At 63.3% G+C, this 26287-nt stretch carries 26 protein-coding genes; 18 read left to right on the top strand and 8 right to left on the bottom strand.

Features of this window, described 5'->3' with window-relative positions:
* Positions 1 to 42: 42 nt before the first annotated feature.
* The 3 genes from QRN54_RS17640 to QRN54_RS17630 are packed head-to-tail and all read right to left on the bottom strand — an operon-like array spanning position 43 to position 2902.
* A complete protein-coding gene (locus QRN54_RS17640) occupies positions 43 to 639 on the bottom strand; it encodes a CHAP domain-containing protein (protein ID WP_285182660.1) in 597 nt (198 codons plus the stop codon).
* Positions 640 to 656: 17 nt separating this feature from the next.
* A complete protein-coding gene (locus QRN54_RS17635; protein ID WP_003944867.1) occupies positions 657 to 2228 on the bottom strand; it encodes an MDR family MFS transporter in 1572 nt (523 codons plus the stop codon).
* 41 nt (positions 2229 to 2269) lie between these two features.
* Complete coding sequence (locus QRN54_RS17630) at positions 2270 to 2902, bottom strand: TetR/AcrR family transcriptional regulator (protein ID WP_003944787.1); 633 nt, start codon at positions 2900 to 2902, stop codon at positions 2270 to 2272.
* Positions 2903 to 3015: 113 nt separating this feature from the next.
* On the opposite strand from QRN54_RS17630, the gene QRN54_RS17625 reads away from it, so the two are divergent.
* The 4 genes from QRN54_RS17625 to QRN54_RS17610 all read left to right on the top strand — a co-directional run bounded on the left by QRN54_RS17625 (position 3016) and on the right by QRN54_RS17610 (position 6396).
* Positions 3016 to 3360: a zinc ribbon domain-containing protein YjdM gene (locus tag QRN54_RS17625; protein WP_003944988.1), complete on the top strand. Its 345-nt coding sequence runs from the start codon at positions 3016 to 3018 to the stop codon at positions 3358 to 3360.
* A gap of 101 nt (positions 3361 to 3461) precedes the next feature.
* Positions 3462 to 4493: an ABC transporter substrate-binding protein gene (locus QRN54_RS17620; protein WP_228402242.1), complete on the top strand. Its 1032-nt coding sequence runs from the start codon at positions 3462 to 3464 to the stop codon at positions 4491 to 4493.
* A gap of 51 nt (positions 4494 to 4544) precedes the next feature.
* Positions 4545 to 4964, top strand: a complete 420-nt coding sequence (locus QRN54_RS17615; protein WP_007728052.1) for a DUF1622 domain-containing protein — start codon at positions 4545 to 4547, stop codon at positions 4962 to 4964.
* A 31-nt stretch (positions 4965 to 4995) separates the two neighbouring features.
* Positions 4996 to 6396 carry a DUF2252 domain-containing protein gene (locus QRN54_RS17610; RefSeq protein WP_064444572.1) on the top strand — a complete coding sequence of 467 codons (1401 nt, stop codon included), beginning with the start codon at positions 4996 to 4998 and terminating at the stop codon, positions 6394 to 6396.
* Between the two features lie 4 nt (positions 6397 to 6400).
* Here QRN54_RS17610 and QRN54_RS17605 read toward each other — a convergent pair whose 3' ends face one another.
* The 3 genes from QRN54_RS17605 to ypfJ all read right to left on the bottom strand — a co-directional run bounded on the left by QRN54_RS17605 (position 6401) and on the right by ypfJ (position 8747).
* Positions 6401 to 7117 carry an SRPBCC family protein gene (locus QRN54_RS17605; RefSeq protein ID WP_285182658.1) on the bottom strand — a complete coding sequence of 239 codons (717 nt, stop codon included), beginning with the start codon at positions 7115 to 7117 and terminating at the stop codon, positions 6401 to 6403.
* A gap of 2 nt (positions 7118 to 7119) precedes the next feature.
* Positions 7120 to 7749, bottom strand: coding sequence for an ArsR/SmtB family transcription factor (locus QRN54_RS17600; RefSeq protein ID WP_007728048.1), 630 nt, complete (start codon positions 7747 to 7749; stop codon positions 7120 to 7122).
* A gap of 74 nt (positions 7750 to 7823) precedes the next feature.
* Positions 7824 to 8747, bottom strand: coding sequence for a KPN_02809 family neutral zinc metallopeptidase (gene ypfJ, locus QRN54_RS17595; RefSeq protein WP_003945028.1), 924 nt, complete (start codon positions 8745 to 8747; stop codon positions 7824 to 7826).
* A gap of 163 nt (positions 8748 to 8910) precedes the next feature.
* On the opposite strand from ypfJ, the gene aspS reads away from it, so the two are divergent.
* The 3 genes from aspS (at position 8911) to QRN54_RS17580 (ending at position 13076) form a co-directional block, all read left to right on the top strand.
* A complete protein-coding gene (gene aspS / locus QRN54_RS17590) occupies positions 8911 to 10719 on the top strand; it encodes an aspartate--tRNA ligase (RefSeq protein ID WP_003944808.1) in 1809 nt (602 codons plus the stop codon).
* An 18-nt stretch (positions 10720 to 10737) separates the two neighbouring features.
* The gene (locus QRN54_RS17585) at positions 10738 to 11703 is read left to right on the top strand and encodes a DUF389 domain-containing protein (protein ID WP_042448764.1); all 966 of its coding nucleotides are present in this window, start codon (positions 10738 to 10740) and stop codon (positions 11701 to 11703) included.
* A 191-nt stretch (positions 11704 to 11894) separates the two neighbouring features.
* The gene (locus QRN54_RS17580) at positions 11895 to 13076 is read left to right on the top strand and encodes a protein kinase family protein (RefSeq protein ID WP_047270379.1); all 1182 of its coding nucleotides are present in this window, start codon (positions 11895 to 11897) and stop codon (positions 13074 to 13076) included.
* Between the two features lie 71 nt (positions 13077 to 13147).
* Here QRN54_RS17580 and QRN54_RS17575 read toward each other — a convergent pair whose 3' ends face one another.
* Positions 13148 to 13528 (bottom strand): nuclear transport factor 2 family protein, encoded by a 381-nt coding sequence (locus tag QRN54_RS17575; RefSeq protein ID WP_003944973.1) that lies wholly within the window; start codon positions 13526 to 13528, stop codon positions 13148 to 13150.
* 123 nt (positions 13529 to 13651) lie between these two features.
* Here QRN54_RS17575 and QRN54_RS17570 point away from each other — a divergent pair, with 123 nt between their 5' ends.
* The 11 genes from QRN54_RS17570 (at position 13652) to aroQ (ending at position 25496) form a co-directional block, all read left to right on the top strand.
* Entirely contained in the window at positions 13652 to 15064 is a 1413-nt protein-coding gene (locus QRN54_RS17570; RefSeq protein ID WP_502944059.1) for a replication-associated recombination protein A, read from the top strand.
* A gap of 77 nt (positions 15065 to 15141) precedes the next feature.
* A complete protein-coding gene (gene alaS / locus QRN54_RS17565) occupies positions 15142 to 17814 on the top strand; it encodes an alanine--tRNA ligase (RefSeq protein WP_064688265.1) in 2673 nt (890 codons plus the stop codon).
* A gap of 2 nt (positions 17815 to 17816) precedes the next feature.
* Complete coding sequence (ruvX, locus tag QRN54_RS17560; protein ID WP_003944838.1) at positions 17817 to 18350, top strand: Holliday junction resolvase RuvX; 534 nt, start codon at positions 17817 to 17819, stop codon at positions 18348 to 18350.
* Complete coding sequence (mltG, locus tag QRN54_RS17555) at positions 18347 to 19657, top strand: endolytic transglycosylase MltG (protein WP_003945033.1); 1311 nt, start codon at positions 18347 to 18349, stop codon at positions 19655 to 19657. The genes ruvX and mltG overlap by 4 nt, the downstream gene beginning before the upstream one ends.
* Complete coding sequence (locus QRN54_RS17550; protein WP_285182652.1) at positions 19647 to 20486, top strand: shikimate dehydrogenase; 840 nt, start codon at positions 19647 to 19649, stop codon at positions 20484 to 20486. The genes mltG and QRN54_RS17550 overlap by 11 nt, the downstream gene beginning before the upstream one ends.
* Positions 20487 to 20538: 52 nt before the next feature.
* Positions 20539 to 21189, top strand: coding sequence for a prepilin peptidase (locus QRN54_RS17545; RefSeq protein ID WP_285182650.1), 651 nt, complete (start codon positions 20539 to 20541; stop codon positions 21187 to 21189).
* A gap of 226 nt (positions 21190 to 21415) precedes the next feature.
* On the top strand, positions 21416 to 22114 hold the full coding sequence (locus tag QRN54_RS17540; protein WP_285182645.1) for a S1 family peptidase: 699 nt from the start codon (positions 21416 to 21418) through the stop codon (positions 22112 to 22114).
* A 111-nt stretch (positions 22115 to 22225) separates the two neighbouring features.
* Positions 22226 to 23413: a chorismate synthase gene (gene aroC, locus QRN54_RS17535; RefSeq protein ID WP_003944974.1), complete on the top strand. Its 1188-nt coding sequence runs from the start codon at positions 22226 to 22228 to the stop codon at positions 23411 to 23413.
* A gap of 13 nt (positions 23414 to 23426) precedes the next feature.
* Complete coding sequence (locus QRN54_RS17530) at positions 23427 to 23936, top strand: shikimate kinase (protein WP_030536425.1); 510 nt, start codon at positions 23427 to 23429, stop codon at positions 23934 to 23936.
* A gap of 25 nt (positions 23937 to 23961) precedes the next feature.
* Positions 23962 to 25071: a 3-dehydroquinate synthase gene (gene aroB, locus QRN54_RS17525; protein WP_003944873.1), complete on the top strand. Its 1110-nt coding sequence runs from the start codon at positions 23962 to 23964 to the stop codon at positions 25069 to 25071.
* Positions 25068 to 25496, top strand: coding sequence for a type II 3-dehydroquinate dehydratase (gene aroQ / locus QRN54_RS17520; protein ID WP_003944916.1), 429 nt, complete (start codon positions 25068 to 25070; stop codon positions 25494 to 25496). Before aroB ends, aroQ begins: the two co-directional genes overlap by 4 nt.
* 87 nt (positions 25497 to 25583) lie before the next feature.
* On the opposite strand, the gene QRN54_RS17515 is transcribed toward aroQ, so the two are convergent.
* A complete protein-coding gene (locus QRN54_RS17515) occupies positions 25584 to 26192 on the bottom strand; it encodes a B-4DMT family transporter (protein WP_019748369.1) in 609 nt (202 codons plus the stop codon).
* Between the last annotated feature and the right edge of the window lie 95 nt (positions 26193 to 26287).

Here is a 26287-nt window from a genome sequence, read left to right as displayed (position 1 = left end):
GCACTTCGCAAGAACCATCAAGCAACGACAGTGAGGCTCGGCTCAGATGACGCCGAACCCGACGATCCCCGGGACTTCCGACGGGACGACGCGATGGAGCATGACCTTGTTGTTCTCGTTGCCGCCGACGGTCGTCAGAGTGCCGGCGTCGTTGAACAGAACGACGTTGACGTGTTGGCCGAAGGGGCTCGAGTCGCCGTACAGGATCGTGTCGCCGACCTTGGGTTGGTAGTCCCGACCGTAGGGGACAAACGCGTCGATGGACTCGTAATACTCCTGCAGCGTGTACACCCCGGGGATGCGCCACGACCCTGAGTTGGGGTTCGAGAACGGCGTGCCGATCTGGTTCATCGACCAGCTCACGAAATCGGCACACCACGATTCTTCGACACCCTCGGCGTACTTGGTGCCGGGACTCCCTGACTCCCATTCCTGCTCGAGGACGCCCAGTAGCGCACTCTGCTGAGCGCTGAGAATGCTGTGGTCGACGGCCGGGAACGAATCAAGATTCTCGCCGGCAAGAGCGTCGTCGCCGCGCGCGAACCACCACAGTGCGCCGGCGACAACTACGACCACCGCAACGCCGAATACGCCCAGAACAGCGAGAGTGCGTCTGGGCGTATTCGGTGCGTGCGACATCACGCCACGATAGTCAATTACTCGAGCGGGGGCGCCGAGCGATCGATCGTCGTCGCGAGTGGCTTCTCCTTGACGAAGAGCAACAACACGACCGCTGCGATGACCAAGGGGACGAGGTAGAGGAAGATCGGCGCGAGCGCGTCGTTGTACGCGCCGACGATGATCTCGCGAACCTGGCTCGGCAACTTCCAGAGGATTCCCGGGGTCAAGGAGTTCTCGTCACCACCGACCGCGCCGCCATTCGCCGGGAGTCGCTCGGCCAGGAGATTGGTCAGACGCGAGGCGAACAGGCTGCCCACGATCGCGCTGCCCAACGACGCACCGATCTGGCGGAAGAAGTTGTTCGACGCGGTGGCCGTTCCCACTTCGGCCGCGGGGAAGGTGTTCTGCACGATCAAGATCAAGATCTGCATGACGAGGCCGAGTCCGATACCCATGAGTGCGATGTAGCAACCGAAGACCAGCAGTGAGGTCGACGGCGTCAGACGTGAGAGCAGGACCAGAGCAACAGCGACGATGGATGTTCCGACGATGGGGAAGATCTTGTAGCGGCCGGTCTTGCTGACCAGCTGGCCGGACCCGATGGAGGCGACGAGCAGGCCCGCCATCATGGGAATCATCATCAATCCAGCTTCGGTGGCGTTCTTGCCTGTCACCATTTGGATGTAGGTCGGCAGGTAGGCGAGCGCACCGAACATGGCGATTCCGATGATCAGGCCGGCGACGGTGGTCAACACGAAGTTGCGCTGAGCGAACAGATGCATCGGAATCACCGGTTCGTCGGCACGCTTCTCGACGAAGACAAAAGCCACTGCCGTCACGACGCAGCCGACGATCAACCCGATGATGACGGCCGATCCCCAGGCGTAGGTGTTTCCGCCCCAGGTCGTGAACAGGATCAGACACGTCGCTGCCGTCGCGACGAGAACCATGCCCAGATAGTCGATGCGAGGCTTGCCGAGGTTCGGCTTCCGCAGGTGCAGAAATGCCATCGCGCTCGCGATGGCGAGTAGGCCTAGGGGGATGTTGATCCAGAAGGCCCAACGCCAGCCGATGCCCTCGGTGAACCAGCCGCCGAGTAGGGGACCGGCAACCGAAGCCAGTGCGAACACCCCGCCCATCGCACCCATGTACCGGCCGCGTTGCCTGGCGGGGACGACGTCGGCGATGATCGCCTGGGAAAGCAGGATCAATCCGCCGCCGCCGAGTCCCTGCACGGCTCGACCAGCGATGAGTGTGGTCATGTCGTGGGACAGACCGCCGATCACCGAACCGACGATGAAAATGCTGATGGCGCCGATGAAGAGGCCCTTGCGGCCGATCAGGTCACCGAGTTTTCCGTACACCGGCATCATGACGGTCGAGGCGAGGATGTATGCCGTCGTCACCCAGACCATGTGGTTGACGCCGTTCAATTCGCCCACGATGGTGGGCAACGCGGTACTGAAGATCATCTGGTCGAGCGAAGCCAGAAGCATCGTGATCATCAGCCCGACAAAAACGAGGATGATCGACCGTTTGTCCGGCGAGGCCTCGGTGTCGGTATGCGTGCCGTCGGGCTCGACGGTCGCAGCTTCTCGAGTGGACATGTAGTTCCTTAGTTGAGTGACGGCGGGTGCGAGAGTGTGGATCAGCTCTCGGACCTCAGTATTCGAGCCATCAGGAGTAGTGCCGGATCGAGCAAATCTGTTCTGGGGCTTGCCCGTTCACTGTTCTGCCATTTTCGGAAGACGTAACGCATCGCGGCGCCTGCGGTGATGACCGTTGCTGTGGCTTCGTCGGCAGCGGCTGTGTCCGAGTGCAGGCGGCGATACTCGGTTCTGTTCGACAACTCCCGCGTGAGGATCCGGGTGAGCGTGTCTTCAAGATCGTGGAAGGTGGCCAGATGTTGTTGCAACAGCGTGGGATGACGCTCGAACAATTCGCGTCGATGCGCGAGCAGATCGGGTCGCTCGTCGACGATTTGCATCGCCGCCTCGAATACCGCGAGGGCGCCGCGCAGCGGATCGTCCGGGTGCTCGCCGATGAGCGTGAGCATGGTCGTCTCACTTGGCACGACGAGCATGAGCCCACCGATCGCTGCGTCCTTGGTGGGGAAGTAGTTGAAGAACGTGCGGGTCGACAGATTGCAGGCTTCGCAGATTTTCTCGACGGTCACTTCGTCATAGCCCAGGTCGAGAACGAGTTCGACGGCGGTGTGCTCGATCAGCTGCCTCGTCGCAATTCGTTTTCGTTCGCGCAATCCGAGAGTTTCGGTTCCCATTTCATCCATAATTGCACAGAGTGCAAAGTTTCATCGAATGCAATATTTCGCCCAAGAATGCCTCATGAAATGCAAAAATGGGGATCGGGTGCCTGGTGGATAGGATGAACCGCGTGGAAGACACCTTGCCCCCTTGCCCTGAATGCGCCGGCGAATACACCTACGAGATGGGCGCGTTGATGGTCTGCCCGTCCTGCGCGCACGAGTGGGCGCCGACCGATAGTGCCGGCGAGGACCTGGGTGTGGTGAAAGATGCCGTAGGCAACATTCTTGCGGACGGCGACACGGTGACGGTCGTCAAGACGCTCAAGGTGAAGGGCAGTCCGACCGGCATCAAGTCAGGTACGAAAGTTCGCAACATCCGCCTTGTTCAGGGTGTTGGTGACCACGACATCGACTGCAAGGTCGACGGCATCGGACCGATGCAATTGAAGTCGAGCGTCGTCAAGAAGGTGTGACCGGACAGCGATAGTTGTCGGCTCGAAATCCTGTTCAGTTTCGACGGTTCGATAGCCACAATCGAGGTGATTCTCGACCGCTCGAACGAATGGACCGAACTGTGCCGAACTCGATCTGCCTGGCGCCCGCACTCGATAACACCGCACTCGATACAGACGAGCAGTGGAAACGCATCGTCGATGCGCTGACGCGCAGGGGTTTCCTCGGCGCCGGGCTCGGTGCCGCGGCCGCGACCTTGCTTGCAGCGTGCAGCAGCGACGAAAACGGCTCGGCGCCAAGTGGTCTCGTCACAGTGCAGGATGAGACGGGCAGTGTCGAGATTCCGTCGGACCCGCAGCGAATGGTCATCGCCCATGTCAGCGCCATGGCGACGGTGCTCGACCTCGGTGTGCCGCCGGAGAAGATCGTCGGCGGCTTCTTCGGTCTCGAGGGTGTGAGCGGTGACGCGGTGTTGCGTACGATGCCGGAGGCTGCGAACATCCCGAACCTCGGCACGGCGGGGACGTGGAACAAGGAAGCGATCATCGGCGCGTCGCCGGATCTGATCGTCATGCTCCTGACCGCCGGAAATGCTTATGCGGCAAAGTCCTACGACGAACTCTCCGCGACCGGTGTTCCAGTATTCGCCGGCTTCAACGGGTACCTCACGTGGGCCGAGATGAAGAAGTTGGTCACCTCGATGGGCGTCGCGGTCCGACGCGAAGACGCTGCTGCGGAATTGAACGCGAGAACGGAAGAGCGCCTCCTCACAATCAAGGATCGACTCTCCGCCCTCGGTTCGTTGCCGTCGGTGACCCTCCTCCGCACCGGCGAGAACGGTGTCGTCTACAACCAGGTCGACGCTCTTCTCGACGCCCTCGGTTTCCCCGGCGAACGAGCTACATCGGAGGAGTTCACGCGCACACTCACAGCGGAGCAACTCGATCAGGTGACCAGCGACGTGATCATCGTGGGCGCATTCCAGGACCAGCAGGACGTCCGCGCGCAGTTGGCGATGAACCCGCTCTGGGAGCGTCTTCCCGCTGTCCGCTCGGGGAACGTCCATTACGTCGACGACAGCCTGTGGGGCTCGGGCTATTCTCCCCGCGCGACCGAGCTGCGACTCGACGACATCGAGCGGATCTTCAGCTGACGCCGTCGTGTCACCTCGACTTATCGGTGCATTACCTCGAGAATCATGACCATGGACAAAATCAGGTTCTTCGAGCTGGTCACCGAATGGTTCGAGGTACTCGGTGTTGTCGCCATGGTTCTCGGGTTCGTGTTCGCATTCGTGATCGCGGGGCGCGCATGGAGTCGAACGCGGGACGGTAGTTCGGCGTTTCGTACTCTGCGCGAGACCATGGGCGCGGTCATCCTTCTCGGCCTCGAGATCCTTGTCGCCGCTGATCTGGTGAAGACGGTGACGTCGTCGCCGTCGCTGACAGACGCCGCAGTTCTGGGCATGATCGTTCTTATTAGGACCGTGCTGAGCCTGTCGATTCAGATTGAGATCGACGGGGTACTTCCGTGGCGCAAGGCGTTGGTGTCAAGTCCGGAACTCCTGGTACGCGCAGCGCGCGGATCAGGAGGCCGCACGACGCCCGACGCGTCGAGTTCGTAGCGATAGCCGTTGCGAGTGAAAGGTCGGGCAGATGACAGCAGTGCGTACCGAGCATCTCACGGTCGACGAAAGGCGGGCGCGCGGCCGTCAGGCGCGTAGAGATACGCCATTGGCCGCGCTCGCGGATCTGGCAGAGAGTGACCGTGATCCGATATCACTGCTCGAATTGCAGGCGAAGTCGCGGGTACAGGACCTGGTGCCCATCCGATACGGGCGGATGTCGGCATCGCGGTTCTCGTTCTTCCGCGGCGCTGCTCTGGTGATGGCCGACGATTTGTCACACAGTCCGGATTCGGGTCTTGCCAGCCAACTCTGCGGCGACGCGCACCTGAGCAACTTCGGTATCTATGCGACGCCCGAGCGAAAGCTCGCGTTCGACATCAACGACTTCGACGAAACGTACCCGGGACCGTTCGAATGGGACGTGAAACGACTGGCCGCAAGTTTGGTGATCGCCGCAAAGGACAACGGATTTTCGGGCAAGGAGCGGAAGAAGATCGTTCGCGGATGCGCGGCCGAGTATCGGGAAACCATGATCACCCAGGCAGGATTGGGAAATCTTGCAGTCTGGTACTCGCACATCGCACCCGAGGACGGGCTCGAGGCTCTCCAGATCGACCTGAAGAAGCGCATGCTTGCTCGCACACAAGCGACGCTGGACAAGGCTCGTCGCCGCGACAGTGTGCAGGCGGCAGGCAAGTTCACCGAAATCGTCGACGGCCGGCGGCAATTCATCAGTGATCCGCCGCTGATCGTGCCCGCAAACGAGTTGTTCGCAGGGACCGATCTCACGCAGATCGAGGAGTTGCTACGTCAGCGCGTTCGGTCGTATCGGAGCACGCTGCAGTGGGACCGTCGGGTGTTGCTCGAAAGCTTCGAGATGACGCACATTGCGCGGAAGGTTGTCGGTGTCGGGAGCGTCGGAACACGCGCATGGATGATCCTCATGAAAGGAGTCGACGACGACGATCCGTTGATTCTGCAGGTCAAGGAAGCGCAACCCTCGGTATTGTCCGGCTACGTCGACGGTCCGACCTTCAAGAACGAAGGGGAACGCGTCGTCAACGGGCAACGCTTGATGCAAGCGACAAGCGACATCTTTCTCGGCTGGGAACGAGGGCCGGGGCTCGACGAGGGTGAGCACGATTTCTACATTCGTCAACTGCGTGACGGTAAAGGGTCGGCAGTCATCGAAGAGATGGTGCCGCAGGGGCTGGAACTCTACGGGCGCCTGTGCGCCAGGGTCCTTGCCTACGCACACGCTCGCTCGTCCGATCGGATAGCGATCGCCGAATATCTCGGTGACGGAACCGAATTCGATTTCGCGATCGGGGAGTTCGCGGCTGCCTACGCCAAGCGCAATGCACGCGATCATGCCGCTCTGCTGACCGCGATCGACGACGGTCGCGTGTCAGCAGAGCGGGGAGTGTGACGACTCAGGCGAACACGCCGTCGAGCCAGCCCTGCCACGCTGCCGTTGCTGATCCACCGTCAGCGCCCTCTGCGAAGAGGTGATGGGCCGCGTCGACGTTGCCGCCGAAAGCATTTCGGCTGTAGAACCGCAGCAATGCGTCCTCGGTGCGCAAGCCGATGAACCAGTCGTTGATGTAGTCGACAATCGCGTCGACGGTTCCGATTCCGGGGACTTCCACCGACGCGGAGTCACCGACACCGGCGCCCGAGGTGATTCCGAGGGCGCTGCGAAGCGTTCCCATCGCTTGCGGCGCGGACGAGGATTCCGGGCCTTCGGCCGAGACATAGGTGACGGGTTTTCCGGCGAAGTACCGCACGTATTGGCCGAGACTGTGCAGGTAGAAGTCCGTGTGCTTGCTCGCGCCGTCGTACTGGTTGTCCCAGTCATCGGCAAACACTCCGGCGTGGACGTAGCGGACAACGGCGGTGCTCTCGTCGCGTGCTTCGACGACGTATTCGAGGTTGTTGAACCAGCCGTCGGGGCCTTGCATGTGGATGGCGAGTTCGCGGGGCGGCTCCCAGGTCGCGATGATCGGGCTGTCCGGGCGGCTGCCGTCGGCGGGGATCTCGAGAGGGGAGGGGAACATCCAGCCGGCCGTTTCGGCCGAGATGGCGGCCCAGATCTGCTCGGGGGTTCCTGGGACGACCACCTCGCGGCGGATTTCGAATTTCTCGGACATTGCTACTTCTCCGTTTCGGGCGCGTCGATCGCTTGGGTTGTGATGGTTTGGGGTGTGGTGAGGCTGGGATGCAGGGCGACAACGAGGCGGTGTTTGCGTCCGCCTTCGGAATTGCCGTCGTGATACTTGGCGACGAGTGAGTTGATCGACTCGCCGAGTTCGCCGGCGAAGGCGGCACGGTCGGCCGCCGTGGCAAAGGTGATGTCGCTGTCGATGGCAAAGGACGCCAACGGTTTTCCGGCTGCAGTTGCTCCGGCGATCAGTTCGCCGACCTCTCGGACGATCCGCGCTGCGAGACTGACGAGCCAGCGCGCCGAGAGCTGATCGGGGAACCGGCCCGGGTCCGGGGCGAGCGCCGACATGGCGGCAGGGGATATGACGTACGACGCGGCACTGGCCTGCATGATTCGCTCGGTCATGTTGCCTCGCTTGCGTTCCTCGACGAGCTCGACAAGTCCGTGGTCTTCGAGAGTGCGCAGGTGGTAGTTCACCTTCTGGCGTGTCAGCCCGATCCGGGGCGCCAGCGAGGATGCCGATCCCGGCACCGCCAATTCGGCCAGAATCCGTTGCCGAATCGGATCGAGCGACGCCTCGGCAGCTCCGGGGCGATCGATGACTGCTACGTCCAACATGAGAAAACCATCCCACCGACAACTAAATCTGTCAAGACAGAAAAAATTGTCGGTGGGATGGTTTCGGAGATTCGCTATCGCTTGAGGTCGGGCGGGTTGTTCAGATCCCGCGCCGAGTACGTGTCACACGACGAAATCTGGCCGGTCTGGTATCCGGTCATGAACCACGCCTGACGCTGTGCGGAGGAGCCGTGTGTCCAACCTTCAGGGTTGACCCGACCGGTCGTGGACTTTTGGATACGGTCGTCGCCCACCGACGAGGCGGCGGACAACGCGTCGCGAATGTCGTCTTTTGACAAGGGCTTCAGGAACGGTTGACCGGTCGCCTGATCGGGAATCGTGTCCGCAAAATGTGCCCAGACGCCTGCGTAGCAATCGGCCTGGAGTTCGGTGCGAACCGCACCCGACTGCTCACCCTGCGGGTCGGCCTGCGCGCGGCCGATGTCGCCGAGCTGATTCTGGATGTGATGTCCGAACTCGTGCGCGACCACGTACTCCTGTGCGAGCGGTCCGGCGCTGGAACCGAAACGGTCGACGAGTAGTTGGAAGAAACTCGTGTCGAAGTACGCAGTCTGGTCGGCCGGGCAGTAGAACGGACCGACGTCACTAGACGCCTGGCCGCAACCGGTGTTGACCGAACCGCTGAACAGAATGACTTCGGGTCGCACGTACGCCGTGCCGGTCTGCTTGACCAACTGCTGTTCCCAAACGTCGTCGAGGCTTCCGACGGTCAGTGTGACGCGGCAGTTCACATCGGCGTTTGCCTGAGCGCCGGTGCACTCGTCGACCGACGACAGTCCGGTCGACGAACTCGAAGTCTCGGTAGACGTACCCAGGAGTGAGCCGGGGTCACCGCCGAACAACAGCGCCAGGATCAGAACGATAATGCCGCCCGCGCCACCGCCGATCGCGATTTTGCCGCCGCGGCCACCGCCACCCCCGCCGCCTTGAACCTGAACGCGTCCCGCTTCGCCGCGGGCCCCCTCGTTGAAGGTCATCTATGTCCGCTTTCTGCTGTCGTGAACAAGTGCTTGCCGTCACTTCTGGAGATAGCTTCGCATGCGATGCGGGTCCGCGTTTCCGCTCTGTGCAGTTCGCTCCGTAGGATCGCAGGCAAAGTAGTCGGTCGTCGGTTATTGGAAGTAGTTCGAAAGGAATCCCGTGCTGCGCACACATCTCGCCGGTTCATTGCGACCCGAGCAGGCAGAGCAGACCGTAACGCTCACCGGTTGGGTAGCCAGGCGTCGTGATCACGGCGGAGTGATCTTCATCGATCTCCGTGATGCATCCGGAGTTGCGCAGGTAGTTTTCCGGGCAGGTGACGTGGCCGAGCAGGCGCACCGTCTGCGCGCGGAATACTGCGTTCGCGTGACCGGAACGGTCGAGGTTCGCCCCGAGGGCAACCAGAACTTCGAGATCCCCACCGGAGCAATCGAGGTCAACGCCACTGAACTCGAGGTTCTCAACGAAAGCGCACCGCTGCCGTTCCAGCTCGACGATCAGGTCGGCGAAGAAGCGCGCCTCAAGTACCGCTACCTCGACCTGCGTCGTGAAGGCCCCGGCTCCGCAATTCGCTTGCGCTCCAAGGTAAGTGCTGCAGCGCGCGGCGTTCTCGCGCATCACGAGTTCGTCGAGGTCGAGACTCCGACGCTCACGCGCTCGACGCCCGAGGGTGCCCGTGACTTCCTGGTGCCGTCGCGCCTTCAGCCCGGTAGCTTCTACGCACTGCCGCAGAGCCCGCAGCTGTTCAAGCAGCTCCTCATGGTCGGCGGCATCGAGCGCTACTACCAGATCGCACGTTGCTACCGCGACGAGGATTTCCGCGCCGATCGCCAGCCCGAGTTCACTCAGCTCGACATCGAGATGGCTTTCGTCAACCAGGACGACATCATCCTGCTCGCCGAGGAAATCCTGACGGCGCTCTGGAAGCTCGTCGGCCACGAGATCAAGACGCCGATCGACCGCATGACCTACACCGAGGCAATGCGTCGTTACGGCAGCGACAAGCCGGACCTGCGTTTCGACATCGAACTCGTCGAGTGCATGGACTTCTTCAAGGACACGACGTTCCGCGTGTTTCAAGCGGAGTACGTCGGCGCCGTCGTGATGCCCGGTGGTGCAAGCCAGCCGCGCAAGCAACTCGACGCCTGGCAGGAATGGGCCAAGCAGCGTGGGGCCAAGGGTCTGGCGTACGTGTTGGTCGGTGAAGACGGCACTCTCGGTGGACCTGTTGCCAAGAACCTGACCGACGCCGAGCGTGAGGGCCTGGCGGCTCACGTCGGAGCTCAGCCGGGAGACTGCGTCTTCTTCGCAGCTGGTGCAACGAAGCCGATGCGCGCCCTCCTCGGCGCTGCCCGTGGTGAGATCGCCCGCAAGAAGGACCTCATTGATCCTGACGCGTGGGCGTTCGTGTGGATCGTCGACGCTCCGATGTTCGAGCCGACCGCCGACGCCACTGCATCCGGTGACGTCGCTCTCGGCCACTCCGCGTGGACCGCCGTGCACCACGCGTTCACGTCGCCGAAGCCGGAGTTCTTCGACACGTTCGACACCGATCCGGATTCCGCTCTCGCCTACGCCTACGACATCGTCTGCAACGGCAACGAGATCGGCGGCGGCAGTATTCGTATCCACCGCAAGGACATTCAGGAACGAGTGTTCAAGGTGATGGGTATCTCCGAGGAAGAGGCGCAGGAGCAGTTCGGCTTCCTCCTCGACGCCTTCGCCTTCGGTGCGCCGCCGCACGGCGGAATCGCATTCGGCTGGGACCGCATCACCGCGCTCCTCGCCGGCATGGATTCCATCCGTGAGGTCATCGCGTTCCCGAAATCCGGCGGCGGCGTCGACCCGCTGACGGATGCTCCGGCACCGATCTCGGCTCAGCAGCGCAAGGAATCGGGTATCGACGCGAAGCCCGAGAAGAAGTCGGAGGACAAGAAGTCCGAAGGCGACACCGGCGAAGCCAAGTAGAGCCGACACCGGATCGCCATGCTGCATTTGCGGGTGATCTGCCCGACCGAGCGCACCGAGCAAGTTCTCGGTGCGCTCGCGTCGCAGCGGGGCGCGACACACATCGTCGTGATGCGCGATGTCGCGGTTCATCCTGCCGGCGACATGGTGGAGGCCGACGTCGCCCGTGAGGCGGCAAACGACGTCGTCGATGCCCTGAACGAACTCGGCGTCGCCGAGGACGGCGGAATGACGCTCGTACCGGTCGAGACGGTGTTGTCGGCGTCGGCGCGCAAAGCCGAGCGTGACGTGCCTGGTGATCCCGCGGATTCCGTCGTGTGGGAGGAATTGCTGTCCCGCACTCGCGAAGAGTCAACTCTCAACGGATTGTTCGTCGCGTTCCTGACCATTGCGTGTCTGCTGGCCGCGATCGGCGTCGTCACCGACTCTCAGATCACGATCGTCGGCGCCATGGTCGTCGGTCCGGAGTTCGGTCCGCTGGCTGCTTTGGCAGTCGCACTCGTACGGCGAGATCGACGGTTGCGTCGACGTTCGATTCTCGCGCTTGCCGTCGGATTCCCCATCGCGATGGGCGTGACGCTTGCCGCAACGTTCGTGGTGAAGTTCTTCGGATGGATGGACGTCGTCAGTCTCGAGTCACTCCACGAGGTCGATTTCGTATACAAGGTCGGGCCCATTTCGTTTGTCGTCGCGCTTCTTGCCGGTGCGGCTGGGATGCTGGCACTCGTCTCGTCGAAGTCCGCTGCCTTGGTCGGGGTGTTCATCTCTGTCACCACGGTTCCTGCCGCCGGTTTCGCGGTGGTTGCGGCAGCAAACGGAGAATGGCGGATCGCCGGGTTGTCGTCTCTGCAACTGGCTGTCAACCTGCTCGGGATCGTCACTGCCTGCGTGCTTGTTCTCTGGCTCAGAACCCGGGCCGACGAGGAATTCGAAGCAGCGTTGAAAGGCATTTCTCGATTTGTCGACGAGGACAAGACTCCATGACGTCGCAGGTTCGGAGTTCTGCTCACCGACAGCAAAATTCTCGAGAGAACTGTGTGCCGGTGTGGCGATTGGGGACTTTTGTCATCGCCGCAGGTAGTCGGCAATTTCTGTTGCTGTGAGGCCTTGAATTCTCCGCTGCGAGCGGACGAGCTGGGCATGATCGGAGTCACTAACGGGTAAGTTGGTCGGTGATGACCGCATTACTGGCAGACCCCGTTTCCGAAGTCGTCGCAGCTGCTGAGCAGTTGCTGACACGCCGCACAGGGGCACCCGTAACCCTGGTGGATCCCGTAGATCTCGGGGGGAGTGGCCGCACCGTCGTGCTGCGCGTTCGTGTCGCCGAGAACCCGTTCTCCCTGCCCCGAACTTTGGTGATCAAGCAGGTCCGCGACAACTTCCAGGGAGCTACCAAAACAGCGATTGCGCTCCCGGCCGCGTCCGAAGGTGACTTCGACGTCGAGACCGCATTCCTTCGTGAAGCGGTGTCGTATCAGTTCGCCAACGCGCTTGCCAAGGACGCACGCCCCGGCGCCGAACTGTTGGCGTCCGACCTCGATGCTCGCCTCCTGATCCTGAGTGATCTCGGCGACGCCACCGCAATCAGCGTCCGACTCGAAGACTCCGACCCGGACACCGTCACTTACACGTTGATGGCCATGGCTCAGGCAATGGGACGCATGCACGCCGCGACCGTCGGCCGGGAGGACGACTTCACCGCACTGCTGCGTCGAGCCGAGGTTGCCCATTGCTCCGATGAAGTTGCGGATCAGGTGGGACGTGCCGTGGCCGGTGTTCCCGCGATGCTGGTGGAAAGTCTCGGCATCGATGTGAGTTCGGACATTCTCGAGCAGGTTCAGCATGCGCAGACACTGTTCAGCGGTGGCCGGTTCCGTGCCTTCAGTCCGTCGGACCTGTGCCCCGACAACATAATTGTCAACGACGACGGCGTGCAGTTCCTCGACTACGAGTGGGGTGGCTACCGCGATGCCCTCCTCGACATCACCTACGCGTTGGTGTCTTTCCCCGGTTGCCTGTGCAACATCGACCTGACCGAAGAGCGGGCGTCGGCGATGGTCGATGCCTGGCGGGCCGAGGTAGTGGGGATGTGGCCCGCCCTGGCCGACGAGGCCGAATTGGGCCGCCGGATCGTCGAGGCCCAACTCATCTGGGTCTGGCTCAGTACCTATCTGTACCTGCCCGAGGATCATTCGCGTATCGCCGCCGTCCGCGAACATTATCTCTCGATTCCACGCGCCGACGCACTGGTCGGACGCTGGGCCAGGCTCGCACGCTCGGCTCAGCTCGCCGGCAACGCCGCCGTCGAGGCACACGCCCGCGACGTCGTGGCGGCGCTGCGGACCGAGTTCAGCTGAGGCCCTGACCGATCACACACAGAAGGGCGCCCGTGCACGAAGCACGAGCGCCCTTTCTCGGTCGAGTCCGCTCAGTTGTCGGAGACCAGATCGTTCTCGGACAGGTCCGTCGCCGCGAGCGCCGTCGCCAGATCGGGATGCCGGAACGTCGACGTCACCTGGTCGGCCACGACTCGGAAAGCAGAGGCCAGGGTCGCGGACTTGTCCGGTTCGGCTGCCCACGTTGCGGTCTGTTCGACGACGACCACGCCGTGGTGGACGTACATCTTTCCGGGGACGAGCGTGATGCCGGCGTTGGTGGCCCACTCGCGCAGGGCAGCGAGTCCCTGGCTCGCGCCCTTGGGGCCGCCTACCTCGATGTCGTCACTCGACAACTGCAGCAGAGTGTCGACGTCTTGGGAGTTGAGTGCATCGTGCCACGCGAGGACGGTGGCGATCTCGGAGGTGCTCATGGCGACAACGCTATCCAATGCGGATTCACGACTGGGTGAGGGCTGGCGGAACAGCGGATTGTGTCGGGCGTCGGTGGTCTCTAGTAGCGTCGATTCGTGAGCGATTGGCAAGCGGAAGACAGTGTGGGGGCGAAAGACGGCGTGGTGGCGGAAGACGGCCTGTTCGAGGCAACTCCGGAGGAATCCGCGATCGTCGACGAACCAGATGTCGTGTCTGTAGCCGAGCGCGCCCTGTCCTCGGTGCCGCCCGGTGCTCCTCTGGCTGTCCGCATGCGTCCGCTCACTCTTGGTGAAGTTGTCGGCCAACAGCACTTACTCGGGCCCGGCGCGCCACTCCGCAGAATGGTCGAGGGGTCCGGCGCCGCATCGGTACTTCTGTACGGACCTCCCGGCACCGGCAAGACCACGCTCGCATCGTTGATCTCGGGTGCTACCGGCCGCCGGTTCGAGGCTCTGTCGGCTCTGTCCGCCGGAGTCAAAGAAGTCCGCGGTGTCATCGAACTCGCGCGCCGCCGCCTGCTGAACGGCGAACAAACCGTCTTGTTCATCGACGAAGTTCATCGCTTCTCCAAGACCCAGCAGGACGCCTTGCTCGCCGCGGTCGAGAACCGCATCGTGCTCTTGGTCGGCGCGACCACCGAGAACCCGTCGTTCTCGGTCGTCTCCGCTCTGTTGTCGCGCTCGTTGGTCCTGCAACTGCAATCGCTCACCGCTGCGGATGTCCAGGAACTGCTCGAGCGCGCTGTCGCCGACGAACGCGGGTTCGGCGGAGCGATCACGATCGACGACGACGCGATGGAACACCTCGTTCGTCTGGCGGCCGGCGACGCCCGCCGAGCCCTGACGGCACTCGAGGCTGCCGCCGGGGCTGCACTGGACACCGCAGGTGACGCTTCGGGCCCGGTGGTGCTCGACCTCGCGACCGTCGAGGCAAGTGTCGACAAGGCCGCGGTTCGGTACGACCGTGCCGGAGATCAGCACTACGACGTCATCAGTGCATTCATCAAGAGCGTTCGTGGATCAGACGTCGACGCCGCCCTGCACTACCTCGCGCGGATGCTGACCGCGGGCGAAGACCCTCGCTTCATCGCACGGCGTCTGGTGGTTCACGCCAGCGAAGACATCGGCATGGCTGATCCGATGGCGCTGCAGACTGCCACCGCCGCGGCGCAGGCAGTGCAGCTGATCGGTATGCCGGAGGCTCGTCTGGCGCTGGCACAGGCCACCATTCATCTGGCGACGGCTCCCAAATCGGGTGCGGTCATCGCCGCACTCGGCGCGGCCATGGCCGACGTGGCCGCCGGAAAATCCGGACTGGTACCGCCGCACCTGCGTGACGGGCACTACAAGGGCGCCGAGCAATTGGGCAACGCAGTCGGATACAAGTACCCGCACGACACACGTGATGGTGTTCTGCGGCAACAGTATCCACCGGACGATCTGGTGGGTGTCGACTATTACCAGCCCACCGCGCACGGCAACGAGCGGGAGATCGCCGATCGGGTGAGCAAACTTCGCCGAATAGTTCGTGGCTGACGCCTGCCAGGTTCCACCGGCCGACGCGTTAGTCTGGACACCCATAGCTCGACGCTCTTGAAGGTAAGGACCGGTTAGTGCAAACCCACGAGATCCGCAGGCGATTCCTCGACCACTTCGTCAAGGCCGGCCACACCGAGGTGCCCAGCGCCTCGCTGATTCTCGACGACCCGAACCTTCTGTTCGTCAACGCGGGCATGGTTCCGTTCGTGCCGTTCTTCCTCGGGCAGCAGACGCCGTCCTACTCACGGGCGACGTCCGTGCAGAAGTGCGTCCGCACCCTGGACATCGAAGAGGTCGGCATCACCACCCGCCACAACACCTTCTTCCAGATGGCGGGCAACTTCTCCTTCGGTGACTACTTCAAGAAGGAAGCCATCTCCCACGCCTGGCAGTTGCTGACAGGTTCGGTCGAGGACGGCGGATACGGCATCGATCCCACGCGCCTGTGGGCCACCGTCTACCTCGACGACGACGAAGCATTCTCGATCTGGCGCGACGAGGTAGGAGTGCCCGAAGAGCGCATCCAGCGCCGCGGCATGAAGGACAACTACTGGTCCATGGGCATTCCCGGGCCGTGCGGCCCCTGCTCGGAGATCTTCTACGACCGCGGCGCCGAATACGGCGTCGAGGGTGGCCCCGAAGCCGACGAGGATCGCTACATCGAGATCTGGAACCTCGTGTTCATGCAGAACGAGCGCGGCGAGGGCACCAACAAGGGCGACTACCCGATCCTCGGACCGTTGCCGAAGAAGAACATCGACACCGGCATGGGCGTCGAGCGCGTTGCGTTCCTCCTGCAGGGCGTCGAAAACGTCTACGAGACAGATCTTCTCCGCCCCGTCATCGACAAGGCCGCCGAACTGACCGGCAGTGTCTACGGGACCGACCACACTTCAGACGTCCGTTTCCGCGTCATCGCCGACCACGCACGCACCGCAGCGATGTTGATCGCCGACGGTGTGAACCCCGGCAACTACGGCCGCGGCTACGTCCTGCGCCGGTTGCTGCGTCGCATCGTGCGTTCGGCCAAACTGCTCGGCAGCGAGCAGCCCACCATGCGCGAGTTCATGATCGTCGTCCGCGACACGATGGCGCCGTCGTACCCGGTTCTGGAAACCGACTTCACGCGCATCGAGAACGTTGCCGTCGGCGAGGAGACCGCGTTCCTCAAGACGCTGGCTTCGGGTTCTGCTCTGTTCGAGAATGCTGCCGAGACGGTCAAGTCGTCCGGAAAGTCGGTCATCGCCGGCGATCAGGCGTTTGCACTGCACGACACCTACGGCTTCCCGATCGACCTCACGCTCGAGATGGCGTCCGAGGCCGGTCTCACCGTGGACGAGGACGGCTTCCGCACGCTCATGGCCGAGCAGCGCAAGCGCGCCAAGGACGACGCTCAGGCTCGTAAGCACGCCCACGCCGACCTCACGGTCTACAAGGAACTGCTCGACCGAGGCGCCACCGAGTTCACCGGTTTCGACGAGCTCGTCTCCGAGGCTCACGTCCTCGCACTGATCGTCGACGGCGTCCGTGTCCCGGTAGCGAGGGCCGGTCAGGACGTCGAGGTCATCCTCGACCGAAGCCCGCTCTACGCAGAGTCCGGTGGACAGATCGCCGACATCGGTTCGCTCACCGCTCCGGGCCTCGAAGCCAAGGTCAACGACGTACAGAAGATCGCCAAGAAGGTCTGGACGCACAAGGTGACGGTGCAGAAGGGCGAGATCACCGAGGGCGACGTCGTACTCGCGCACGTCGACGCCGAGTGGCGCAAGGGCGCAACCCAGGGGCACTCCGGCACCCACATGGTGCACGCTGCGCTGCGTCAGGTGCTCGGCCCCAACGCGGTGCAGGCAGGCTCGCTCAACAAGCCGGGTTACCTCCGCTTCGACTTCTCGTGGCAGGGCGCGCTGTCCGACTCCCAGAAGCAGGACATCGAGGCACTCACCAACGAAGCCGTGGCGTCGAACTACGCGGTCAACACATTTGTCACGGATCTCGACAAGGCCAAGGCGATGGGTGCGATGGCACTCTTCGGTGAGAACTACGGCGACGAGGTTCGCGTCGTCGAAATCGGCGGCCCGTTCTCGATGGAACTGTGCGGTGGCACTCACGTCGGAAGCTCCGCACAGATCGGTCAGGTCACGCTGCTCGGTGAGCAGTCGGTCGGCTCCGGAATCCGACGCGTCGAGGCGTACGTCGGTTTGGACTCCTACCGCTACCTCGCCAAGGAACGCGCGCTCCTGGCCGGACTCTCCTCCTCGCTGAAGGTTCCTTCGGAAGAGGTGCCCGCCCGCGTCGAGGCGCTCGTCGAGCGACTCAAGGTGGCCGAGAAGGAACTCGAGCAGACAAAGGCCAAGGCTGTGCTGGCGTCGGCAGGCGAGTACGTCGCCAAGGCCAAGCGCATCGGCAGTGTCCTCGTCATCGCCGAGCCTGCTCCCGCCGGAGTCGGCGGAAACGACCTGCGCAGCCTCGTCACGGACATCAAGGGTCGCCTTGGCTCCGAACCTGCCGTCGTAGCTCTGCTCGGTGACGTCGACGGCAAGGTTCCGTTCGTGGTCGCCTCGAGCAAGGCAGCTCAAGGTCTCGGTGTGAAGGCCGGCGAGCTGGTCGCGTCGTTCGGTCCCAAGATCGGTGGCCGCGGCGGCGGAAAGCCCGACATGGCCCAGGGTTCGGGTTCGGACTCCGCAGGAATCCCGGCGGCGCTCGATGCGATCCGGGACAGAGTCGGAGAGCTGGCGGGCGGCAGCTGACGGTGGTGGCTACGCAACAGGGTCCCGATCGCCCCGGCATCGACGACCCTGGTCGCGGGCGGCGCATCGCCATCGACGTGGGCAGTGTTCGCATCGGCGTCGCGTCCAGCGACCCCGACGGCATCCTCGCGACACCGGTGGAAACGGTTCCACGCTCGAAGGAGCGTGGGCCCGACGCGCCGGATATCCGGCGCATTATCGCCATCGTGTCCGAATACGAGGCGGTTGAGGTTATCGTCGGACTGCCACAGACGCTGCGCGGTGAGCAAGGTAAAGCCGCCGGTATCGCGACTGCATTCGCCAAACGACTGCAGCGGGCCGTCGAACCGATCCCGGTGAGACTGTCCGACGAACGACTGACGACCGTCACGGCTGCGCGCAATCTCCGCGAAAGTGGAGTCAAGGCACGCGGTCAGCGACCGATGATCGATCAGGCTGCGGCGGTGGAAATCCTGCAAGGCTGGCTGGACGAGCGGAGTAGAGCTGTGAAACCAGGGGAGTCGTCGAAGGACGCTGCACTGGAGGGCGATCTGTGAACGCGCGGTGGGATGAGGGCGGCGGAAGCCGGCCCACCAGTTCGTTCGACTTCGACAACGACGAGACCATGGTCATGCGTGCACTGCCGCAGAACATCGATCCGCCGCATATGTCGCGAGCCGAGGCACGCAAGCAACGCGAAGCGCGCAACAAGCGCGCCAAGCGTGGCAAGAAGGTCGGCGTTCTCGCCCTGCTGGTGTTGGTGATCGCAGTCCTCGGTGTCGGTGCATACGGCGCTCTCTGGTACATGGATCGCAACAAGACCGCGGAGGATTTTGCCGGCCCGGGCGGCGCGCCCGTAGTCATCCAGATCAACAGCGGAGAAACCGCATCGGAGATCGGTGCGACGCTGGAAGCGAAGAATGTCGTCGCGAGTTCGGCTGCTTTCTACAACGCCGCGATCGCCAATCCGTCGGAGATCCAGAAGGTGCAACCAGGCTTCTACCAGGTGCCGGTGCAGAGTAGCGCCGCGAGCGCACTCGACACCTTGGTTGCCCCGGACTCCCGAGTCGGCAGTGTTGTCATCGCCGAGGGTCGTCAGCTGCACGACAGTTCGGACGCGCAGACCGGCTCGCTCAAGAAGGGCATCTACAACCTGATTTCCGAGGCGAGTTGTGTCGGCCCGGTTTCCGCTCAGAAGTGTGTCTCGACAGACGAATTGAACACTGCGGGAGCATCTTCCGATCTGGCTTCGCTCGGCGTGCCCGATTGGGCGATGTCGTCGGTCAAGAGCGTGCCGGACAAGGACCGTCAGCTCGAAGGCCTGATCGCCGCCAGCAGTTGGGATTTCGATCCCACTGCGACGCCCACCGAGATCCTGCGGTCGTTGGTCGAGGGCAGCGCCGCCAAATACGAGGCCACGGGGATCCTGACAGCCGGCAGCGGCGTCGGAATGTCGCCGTACCAGTTGTTGGTGGCAGCGTCGCTGGTCGAGCGTGAGGCGTTGCCCGCTGACATGGCCAAGGTCGCGCGGGTGATCGTCAACCGGCTCGCAGTCGATCAGCCGCTGCAGTTCGACTCCACGGTCAACTACTCACTCGACACCACCGAGGTCGCAACCACGGATGCCGACCGTGAGCGCGTCACGCCGTGGAACACGTACGCAATGCCCGGTCTGCCTGCAACGCCCATCGCTTCGCCGAGCATCGACGCGCTGAAGGCCGTGGAATCGCCCGCGGCCGGTGACTGGTTGTACTTCGTCACGATCAACAAGGAAGGCCAGACGCTCTTCACCAAGAGCTACGAGGAGCATCTGGCCAACATCGAACTGGCACAGCAAAGTGGGATTCTCGACAGTGGACGGTAGTACCGCGACTTCGCTCGCGACGCCGCGTAAGGCGGCAGTTCTCGGAAGCCCGATCGCTCACTCGAAGTCGCCGTTGCTTCATCTTGCTGCGTACGAGGCTTTAGGTCTGAGCGATTGGACCTACGAGCGGATCGAATGCACCGGCGAGCAGTTGCCTGCCCTCGTGGACTCGCTCGGTCCCGAATGGGTCGGCCTCTCCGTGACGATGCCGGGCAAGATCGCAGCACTCGAATATGCCACCGAACGCACACGGCGAGCAGTGACCATCGGCTCGGCCAACACCCTGGTTCGCATCGACGGCGGTTGGCGTGCGGACTGCACGGACGTCGACGGAGTCAGCGGTGCGTTGATCGCCGGCGGCGTCGGCGATCTCAGCGGCACTTCGGCGGTAGTTGTCGGCGCGGGAGGCACCGCGCGGCCGGCATTGGTCGCGTTGGCCGACATGGGCGTTCGGACAGTCACCGTGGTCGCGCGTGATCCGGGGCGAGCATCCGGTGCCATCGAATGCGGCGGTGCTGTCGGGTTGGACATTGATCTGGTCGCCTTCGACGACGTACGACTCGGTGGGATCTGCGCCGAATCCTCGGTCTTGGTCAGCACCGTTCCCGCAGAAGCGGCAGCGCCCTCTGCTCAGCAATTGGGGAAGGCGCGATTTGTTCTCGACGCGATCTACAACCCCTGGCCGACGCCACTCGCTTCGGCTGTCGAGGCGGCTGGTGGCACGGTGATCGGTGGTCTCGAGATGTTGCTCAATCAGGCCTTCGGTCAGGTAGAGCAGTTCACGGGCAAGCCCGCTCCGCGAGAGGCGATGGCAGCCGCTATCGCCTAGCTGCGTTCACAGTGTTGAGGTAGTCCACAACACGATTCGTAGTCTGCCGCTGGTGAACGCCAGACGCCAAGCTCGAACCATGTGGACGTTGGTGGTCTTGGCAGGCGCTGGGGTAGTCGCTGGTTTCGGTGCTCGGGCGATCGTCGACAGTTGGTTGAGGCGACACGGTTGTCGACCAGTCGTGACTCTCTGTTGGGTGCCGCAGTGCGCCGTCGCAACAGGCTGGGTTGTCGTCGGTGCGCTGAATACCTCGGTGGTGCAGTTGCTTTCCGGTCTCGCCGTGGTGTGGTGGTGCGTCGCGATCTCGACTGTCGACCTGGCTGTCCGCCGGCTGCCCAACAGTTTCACCTTGCCTGGCTACGCCGTCGTGATGATCTACGCAACGGTGTCGGGAACGGTGTGGGCGGCCGCGGTGGGATCGGCACTGCTCGCCGGAATCCACCTCCTGGCGCACGTGATCTCGCCTGGTTCCATGGGTGTCGGCGATGTGAAGCTCTCTCTTCCTCTGGGCGCCGTGACCGGATTGGTGGGAGCGGACGCCTGGCTGTGGTCGTTGATCTCCGCGTCGGTGCTCACCGCAACGCTGGGCACCGCGCTGGAACTGCGACGACGAGGGTCGGTAGCTCACAATTCGCCCATTGCGCACGGGCCCTCGATGTGCCTGGCAGCCTGCGGTTCGATTGCGTTTGCCTGGCTGACGTGACGAGCGCAACGTTCACGAAAAAAGCTCGCATCATTGAGGATTCAACGACGGACCGTGATCTGCGGGAAAGACGTAACCGTCGGTTTCATATGTTCGGGCATCGTAGGCGCGCGGTCCCAGTATGCGGCGAGTCGGACTTGCCGAATGTCCACACACTGTCGTTCACTGATATTTCGGAAATGGGACAAAACGAATCTCGTTTCGCACTCGATTATCGGGGGAACCTATGCGCACAAGGCTTTTCGTCGCTGCGGCAGCCTGTTTGGCGGCTGTGGCTGCAGGAGCGGGCGTCGCCGGCGCCGCGCCTGCACCTTCATCGGTGGCACTGGGCGGGGGCTCAGGAATCCTGCTGCCGGACGTGGATCACTCCGATCCTGACCGAGTTGCAGCATGCACGTTGACCGCGGTCGGCTATGACAACGCCGGTTCTCTCGTGGCACTCACCGCCGGACACTGCGGAGTTGTCGGGGACCGGGTGTTCGCCGAGTACCTGCCCGAGGCCGGACCCATCGGTCGGTTCTCTTACTCGAGTCCGGTCTCGGACATCGCCGTGATCGATCTCGACGACGCCAAGGTAGCTCCGCTGCGTACCGTCGGCGGCACGACGATCAACGGAATCGGCGCCCCGCCGGCACCGGGCACGATCGTGTGCAAGGAAGGCCGTTCGACCGGCAACACGTGCGGTATCACCTGGGGTTACGACTCCGTCTACGGTGAGATCGTCGAGCACACGTGCTCGATTCCCGGTGATTCCGGTGGACCGCTCGTCGTCGGTGACCGCCTGGTGGGCTTGATCAGCAACGGTTTCGAACCGTACTGCTTCGAGCCGCTTCCGCCGCCGTTCCACGCTCCCGACAACTCGGCGGACATCAACATCGGTTTGGCTGACATCAACGCAAACGGTGGAGGATTCCGCCTGTTCTAGACCCACAGGTACCTCTGAGATGGCCCACACGCCTCGTGCGTGTGGGCCATCTGTGTTCACCGGGAGGACCACTGTGACAACTGAGGTCTGCGACGTGGAAAGATGGTCGGCGTGCTGCGTTGGATAACTGCCGGAGAATCCCATGGTCCCGCCCTCGTCGCGATGCTCGAGGGCATGGTCGCGGGGGTCGAAGTGACCTCTGAGGCCATCTCGTCGGAACTTGCCCGTCGTCGACTCGGTTACGGCCGTGGCGCACGGATGAAGTTCGAGGCCGACAAGGTCACCATCATCGGCGGTGTCCGCCACGGATTTACGCTCGGTGGCCCCGTGGCCATCGAGATCGGCAACACCGAGTGGCCCAAGTGGGAAACCATCATGTCCGCCGACCCGGTCGACCCGGACCTGCTCGCCGATCAGGCTCGCAATGCCCCGTTGACGCGCCCGCGTCCCGGACACGCCGATTACAGCGGCATGCTCAAGTACGGCTTCAACGATGCGCGTCCCGTCCTCGAGCGCGCCAGCGCTCGCGAGACCGCAGCCCGCGTGGCCGCTGGAACCGTCGCACGGTCCTTCCTGCGTCAGGTATTCGGTGCCGAGGTCGTTTCACACGTTATTTCCATCGGTGCTTCCGAGCCGTACGTCGGACCCGTGCCGGAGGGCAAGGATCTCGACGCGATCGACGCGAGCCCGGTCCGCGCATTCGACAAGGCTGCAGAAGAGTCGATGATCGCCGAAATCGAATCGGCGAAGAAGGACGGCGACACCCTCGGTGGCGTCGTGGAGGTCGTCATCCACGGCCTGCCGGTCGGACTCGGCACTTTCGTCAGCGGCGCCGAGCGTCTCGATTCACGACTTGCTGCTGCTCTCATGGGAATTCAGGCCATCAAGGGTGTCGAGGTCGGCGACGGCTTCGAGACCGCGCGCCGTCGTGGCAGCGAAGCTCACGACGAAATCCGCCCGGGCCCGGACGGCATCGTGCGCTCCACGAACCGCGCAGGCGGTATCGAAGGTGGCATGACCAATGGTGAGGCTCTTCGAGTTCGCGCCGCGATGAAGCCGATCTCGACGGTTCCGCGCGCTCTGGCGACGGTCGACATGGAGAGCGGCGAGGAAGCGGTTGCCATCCACCAGCGCAGCGACGTGTGCGCGGTTCCGGCTGCCGGCGTCGTCGCCGAGTCGATGGTTGCGCTCGTCGTGGCTCAGGCCGCACTCGAAAAGTTCGGTGGTGATTCCATTGCTGAAACCACTGCCAACTACCGTCGTTACGCCGAGGGCATCGCAGCCCGACCGCCTCGATAGGACTCACGTATCGATGAAGCCGAAGGCTGTACTCATCGGTCCGCCCGGTGCCGGCAAATCGACCATCGGTCGACGTCTCGCGCAGGCACTCGAACTCGAATTGGTCGATACCGACGCCGAGATCGAACGGACCACGGGTAGGACGATCCCGGAGATCTTCACCCATGACGGAGAGCCTCGGTTTCGTGAGATCGAGGAATCGGTGGTTCGCGAAGCGTTGCAGGCCACCGACGGAATCGTCTCGCTCGGCGGTGGTGCGATCCTCTCCGATCGCACGCGCGAACTGCTCCAGGGGCACACGGTCATCTACCTCGAGATCAGTGTCGCCGAAGGGCTTCGCCGCACTGGGGCGAACAATCATCGCCCGCTGCTGGCCGGCGGAGATCCCAAGGTCAAGTACCAGGAGTTGATGAGGCGTCGTCGTCCGCTGTACCGGCGTTCGGCCACGATTCGGATTCGGACCGACGGCCGAAGTCCGGCGCGTGTCGTCGGGCAACTGGTGTCGAAACTTCAAGACAAATGAACAACCGGAGCGGAGTAGTGGAGCAGTGACCGAACCCGTACGTGTAGAGGTGAAGACCGCAAGTCCTTACCCGGTCGTGATCGGCCGCGGCCTGCTCGGTGATCTCGTTGCCGAGTTCGACGGCGCGCGCACTGTCGCGATCTTCCATCAGCCGCCGCTGGCAGAGACCGCGGAGGCCGTACGGGCTGCGTTGGCGGAGAAGGGAATCGACGCCCACCGTATCGAGATCCCCGATGCCGAGGACGGCAAGGATCTTGCTGTCGCGGGCTTCTGCTGGGACGTGCTCGGCCGGATCGGCCTGACTCGCAGCGACGCGATCATGAGTTTGGGCGGGGGAGCGGCGACCGACCTCACCGGCTTCGTCGCGGCTACGTGGATGCGCGGTGTCAAGGTAGTTCACGTCCCCACCACCTTGCTCGCGATGGTCGACGCAGCAGTGGGCGGCAAGACCGGTATCAACACCGAAGCGGGCAAGAACCTCGTCGGTTCGTTCCACGAACCGGGAGCGGTGTTCATCGATCTCGCGACGCTCGAGACTGTGCCGCACAACGAGATCGTTGCCGGCATGGCCGAGGTCATCAAGACCGGATTCATCGCCGACCCGGTGATCCTGGATCTCATCGAAGCCGATCCCAAGGCAGCTCTCGATCCGTCGGGAACTGTTCTGCCCGAGTTGATTCGGCGCTCCGTAGAGGTCAAGGCCAAGGTCGTGGCCGCGGATCTGCGTGAGTCGGATCTGCGCGAAATCCTCAACTACGGCCACACCCTCGGCCACGCGATCGAACGTCGTGAGCGCTACAAGTGGCGCCACGGTGCCGCTGTCTCCGTCGGCCTGGTCTTCGCTGCCGAACTCGGACGGCTCGCGGGCCGACTCGACGACGCCACCGCGGATCGTCACAAGTCGATCCTCGATCTCGTCGGGCTGCCGACGTCGTACGACGGTGATGCGTTCGGCGATCTGATGAAGGGAATGCAGACCGACAAGAAGAACCGTGCCGGGCTGCTGCGTTTCGTGGTCCTCGACGGACTGGCCAAGCCGGGTCGCCTCGAGGGGCCGGATCCGAGTCTGCTGGTTGCGGCGTACTCCGCGATTGCCCGCGATGCGCGGCCGGCCGGCGGAACGGTCCTGTTGTGAGGATCAACGTCGTCAACGGACCCAATCTGGGGCGTCTGGGTAAGCGTCAGCCCGAGGTCTACGGCGCGACCACACACGACGATCTGATCGAATTGTGCGTCGCGGCAGGCAAGGAGCTCGGCGTCGAGGTGATCGTCCGTCAGAGCGATCACGAAGGCGATCTGCTCGGTTGGATCCACGACGCGGCGGACGCGGGGGAACCGGTGATCCTCAATGCCGGTGGCTTGACGCACACGTCGGTGGTCCTGCGAGATGCATGCGCCGAACTGACCGCAGGTCTCGTCGAGGTACACATCTCGAACGTTCATGCGCGAGAAGAGTTTCGGCACCACTCCTACCTGAGTCCGATTGCGACCGGAGTGATCGTCGGACTCGGCGTCGCCGCGTATCCGCTGGCGATCAGGTTCCTCGCCGAGCGAGGCTGAACGAGGGAAGTCGAAAAAACAGCCACACGAATGCGGCCCCGAGGAAAATATCCTCGGGGCCGCATTCGGTTGTGTGGACGGTGGGCGTTACTGCTCGCGCTTGCCCAGATCGATCGCCGGGAAGACCGCGGTATCGGCGTCGGATTCCTCGACGGACATCGCGGCTCCGCTGTATGCGTGCTGCTCGGTGGGGGAGTCGTAGCCCTCGCTGACGGGCACCGGTTCGTGGTGACGCTCGTGGGACGGGGTCTGCGGAGCTGTTCCGTTCTTGCGCTGTTCACGGCTGACGAAGAAGCGTCCGACGGTGATGGCGATCATGGCGGGGACGAAGATGAGAAGGATCGTGAACGCCGCACCGGAGGTCACCTCGAAGAACAAGCCCTGCTGGGTGAGTTCGAGGGAGGGGACGAGGCTGAGTGCCCAGCTGGCAGCGCCGGCGACGAACCCGCCGACCAATGCGGCCTTGAGCCACAGCATGGTCAGATCGGCGCCGTCCTCGGGTTCGGGGAAGTTCCGGCGGTCACGAATGCCGTCGATACCACCCCAGATCGCGGCGAAGACGATGACGATCAACAGGGACAGCCAGCGCAGGGTGGACCCCTGAAGTGGCCACTGTGCGATCGCTGCACCGAGCAACGCACGAAACACAACATGTATCAGGGCCATGCCGAGGCCACGTACCAACCACGCATTCATGGGTACAGCCTAACTAGAACCCATTACACCTTGTGGCCTAACCCACAGTTATTGCTGTAACCGCGAGTTTCGAGTTGATCGGCAGGTCTGCGCGG

Source organism: Rhodococcus sp. MEB032 (genome assembly GCF_030208925.1).
GTDB lineage: Bacteria > Actinomycetota > Actinomycetes > Mycobacteriales > Mycobacteriaceae > Rhodococcus_F > Rhodococcus_F qingshengii.
Note: the sequence above shows the minus strand (reverse complement) of the source record. Positions and strands in the feature narration are given on the sequence as shown.